Source organism: Deltaproteobacteria bacterium (assembly GCA_022340465.1).
Lineage (GTDB): Bacteria > Desulfobacterota > Desulfobacteria > Desulfobacterales > B30-G6 > JAJDNW01.
This window is the reverse complement of record JAJDNW010000116.1, coordinates 1-3888: the sequence shown is the minus strand read 5'-3', so window position 1 is coordinate 3888 and position 3888 is coordinate 1. Positions and strand designations below refer to the sequence as shown.

Genomic DNA, 3888 nt, shown 5'->3' with positions numbered 1-3888 from the left:
CTTAAGACAATATATCTGATCAATTAATATCAGAATGGATACATCAATTATCAAAAAGATCATGAATTCATATAGTTTTTTTTCAATATGAATTTATGTTGCACAGTAACAGTTGGATGGAATTATAGATTCAGCGCCTGTCTGATACGTAGTCTATCGCGAAGTCTGATGCATTTTTTGCGAGTATGAACAGATACTCTTAACCGACCAGAGAGATTCTCCATGACTGGAAAAGAAAAGCTGCTATCCGCTCTTAAGACCAAGGGAATACAGTACATTTTTGGCTACACCGGCGGGACCATCATGCCGGTATTTGATGAAATGGACAAAATGAAGCAGTTCCAGTTCATCATGTCGCGTCATGAACAGGGTGCGGCTTTTATGGCCCAGGGTCTATCGAGAGGATCGCTTTCGACGGATAATCCGCAACTCGGTGTTTGTATGGCCACCTCCGGACCTGGTGCAATGAACCTGACCACAGGCGTGGCCGATGCCCACATGGACTCGGTGCCGATGTTGATAGTGACCGGGCAGGTCGCTACCGGTGTCATTGCCACCGATGCCTTTCAGGAGAGTGACGTCGTCGGGGTGATGATGCCCATTTGCAAGCAGACCTACATGCCCCTCCACGCTGACGACATTGAGTCGACTATCCATGAAGCATATTACGTGGCTACCACTGGCCGTGGCGGGCCGGTTTTGGTCGATATCCCGAAAGATATACAGAATGATTCGGTATCTCCCACATACAGCTTTAATGTAAAAGGATATAGACCCGTCTTACCCGGGTATCTCTACCATCCATCACCGGACAGGAAGCCGCTGGATCGGGCAATAAAGTTGATCAACAAGAGCGTGAGGCCGCTGATTTTCTGTGGTCATGGTGTAATAAACAGCAATGCCGGCAGCCTGCTGCGACAATTTGCGGAAAAGGTGAATATTCCCATAGCCTTTACGATGCACGGCCTTTCCGCCCTGCCGTCCGATCACCCGTTGAGTTTGGGAATGATGGGAATGCACGGTACCGTGGAAGCCAACAAGGCCGTCATGGAGGCGGACCTGCTGATAGCCTTTGGCATGAGGTTCGACGACCGGGTCACCGGCAAGTTGAACGAGTATGCCGCCAATGCCGACGTCATCCACGTGGAAATCGATCCCTCCGAGATCGATAAAAACGTTGCAACTTCAGTGGCGATAAATGCCGATGTATTCAGGACGCTCCAGGTCCTGGTTGATGACCCGCTCCTTACCTACAAACCAAGACGCCGCTGGTTTCAAAAGATTGCTGAACACCGCACGGTGATGAGAGATGAGCTGCAGGCCGAAATCGATGAGGGGATCGGAGATACCGGTAAATTGCTCATGAAAACGATCGTCGATCGGCTGTCCACGCTGACCAAGGGTAAAGATCTCATTGTACCTGATGTCGGTCAGCACCAGATGATGGCCGCGAGATTTTACAATTACCAGACAGAAAACAGCTGGTTCTCGTCGGGAGGAGCGGGCACGATGGGATGCTCTCTGCCCATGGCAATAGGGGTTAAGCTTGCCCGGCCCAATGAGCGGGTCTGGTCAATAAGCGGCGATGGCGGTTTTCAGATGAACATACAGGAGCTGGGAACCGTCATGGAGCATAAGATTGACATCAAGATGCTTCTTTTTAACAATGGCTACCTCGGCATGGTCAGGCAGTGGCAGACGCTTTTTTTCGATGGGCGTTACAGCGGAACCCCCATGCAGAACCCGAATTACGGATTTATCGCCCAGGCATATGACATTCCATATATAAAGGTGAAGGACGTCCAGGACATCACGCCGGCACTGAAGAAAGCCATTGCGCAGAAAGGGCCGATACTGATTGAGTTTGTCTGCGATCCGTCAGAGGTCATTCTGCCGATGATTCCATCAGGCGGCGGTTTTGGTGATATGATCGTTACCCGCCCCCCCTCAAAAAAGTCAGCATCTAAGAAGAAAAGAAAGGGAAGCAAATCATGAAGAGAAGAGCCATTTTAGCATTTATGCTCGACCGTCCAGGTGTTCTCAACAAAGTGTCGATGCTGATTAGAAAAAAAATGTATAATGTTGAGACCTTAACGGTCTGCAGCTCACGAGTTCCGGGCATAAGCAGGATGACGATCACGCTTCAGGAAGACGATCTTGCCAAGGTGACCCAGGTCATAAAACAACTGGAGAAGTTTACCGAGGTCATCTCCGCCAAAGAGCTTGATACCCAAAAAAGCTATTGGCGGGAGGCGGCAATCGTCAAACTGGAAGTTGACCTGGACCATCTCACCGCCTTTAACGGACGTTATAATTTTGAAATACTGGAGAAGAAAGGCAAAGATATTCAAATCGTCCAGATAGCCGGCTCCACTTCACAGATCGATACCTTTCTCGATGAGGTCGGCAAAGAAAATATCATAGAAATCGCCCGCACTGGCGTGGCCGCCATGGAAAAATAGCGAGAGATAAACGGCGGGCACACGCCGCGGTGAGACTCTCAAGCCTCATGGCACCATGGTTTTCGTCAAAGCCTCAGAGGTTGGCCTGGTACTGCCATACCCCCGTCTTGAACATGCCCTCGGGGTCGTGCTTCTTCTTGAGCGCCCGCAGGCGCTTCATGGTTTCTTCCGGAAACACGCGCCGCATATCATGCTCGTTTTCGGGCATGGCGTTGTTGAGATACGTCGTCACGTGAAACGGCGCTAACGCTTCGACGAAGTCGTCACACCACTTCTTGCAGGCGGCGCGTTTGCGGTCGTTGTCGTCGGACCAGCCGATCAGGGCGGTACACCAGAGGCGTCCGCCGCGAGCGCAAAATGAGGTCGAAGCCGGATCAACCTCGGCCACGGCACCGTTGACCTCCATAAAGAGCAGGAAGGTACACGATTTGGAGGCGAATTCCGGCTTGCTGCTCCAGCTCCTGACAGCGATATCGATAATGTCCTGGGCTGCCTTACCATCAGCGGGATCCCAGTCGACAAAGACGCCTTTGTCCCAGTAGTTGGCGTTGTAGGGGAAGGCCCCATCCAGCGCCGCCTGCATCGCCGTGTACGGCATCTGGGTGTCCTGACGCACCAGCGCGCCGCCGCCATACGCCGCCAGTTTGTCACAGGTCGCCGAGGCCGCTTTCTCAGTCTCACCGACGATAAGGGGAATGATGCCGCAGAGCGGCTGGCCATCTGGGGAGTGGAGGAAGGCAAACTGAAGGGTCTCGGTCTTCTTGCGTCCGGGCTCGGCAATGCGCCCCATCCATGAAGACATGACTTCGTTCGCATTGTCGGCGCCCCACAGTATGGGCGCGGCACGAATAATTCCACCGTTGGGCATGTCGCGAAGCTTCAACACGAACTCGGTAACGATGCCGAAACTCGCTCCGTTGCCACGCATTCCCCAGAACAGCTCGGGGTCCCTGGATGCGTCCACACGGACAACAGCTCCTTCCGCGGTGACCATCTCGTAACTGACGATGCTGTCGACCACCGCCCCGAGCCAGCGGCTGAGGTGGCCGATGCCCCCTCCGAGCGCCACGCCCGCAAAGCCGGTATGCGAGACCGAACCGGTCAAACAGATCAGATTATGAAGTGCTGTCTCGTGATCGACATCGCCTCCATTGGCGCCGGCCTGGACATAAACCAACCGGTTCTCCGGATCGACGCGGACGGCGGTCATCTTCACGAGATCGATTACGACGGCGTCGTCCGCCATCCCATAGGGTGAGTGGGCGCCTTTGCCGCGCACCGTTATGGCAAGGTTGTTGGAACGGCAATACTTCACGGTGGTCGCGACATCCCGCGTACCGGAGGCGACCACGAATCCCAGAGGGATCACGCGCCTGTTCAGGTCACGGTTCCAGCCCCGGAGGCGGGCGGCCTCAAATGCCTCTCT

Annotated in this window: 3 protein-coding genes; 2 read left to right on the top strand and 1 reads right to left on the bottom strand. The window is 53.7% G+C overall.

Annotation, left to right across the window (positions count from 1 at the left end):
* Window positions 1-222 precede the first annotated feature (222 nt).
* Window positions 223-1995 (top strand): biosynthetic-type acetolactate synthase large subunit, encoded by a 1773-nt coding sequence (gene ilvB, locus LJE94_16260; GenBank protein ID MCG6911658.1) that lies wholly within the window; start codon window positions 223-225, stop codon window positions 1993-1995.
* Entirely contained in the window at window positions 1992-2462 is a 471-nt protein-coding gene (gene ilvN / locus LJE94_16255) for an acetolactate synthase small subunit (GenBank protein ID MCG6911657.1), read from the top strand. The genes ilvB and ilvN overlap by 4 nt, the downstream gene beginning before the upstream one ends.
* A 73-nt stretch (window positions 2463-2535) precedes the next feature.
* Here the strand turns inward: ilvN and LJE94_16250 are convergent.
* Window positions 2536-3888: FAD-dependent oxidoreductase (locus LJE94_16250; protein MCG6911656.1), on the bottom strand; the 1353-nt coding region annotated here is incomplete at its 5' end.

Coding starts and splice junctions, on each gene's coding strand:
- ilvB (MCG6911658.1), top strand. CDS start 223: ATGACTGGAAAAGAAAAGCTGCTATCCGCTCTTAAGACCAAGGGAATA.
- ilvN (MCG6911657.1), top strand. CDS start 1,992: ATGAAGAGAAGAGCCATTTTAGCATTTATGCTCGACCGTCCAGGTGTT.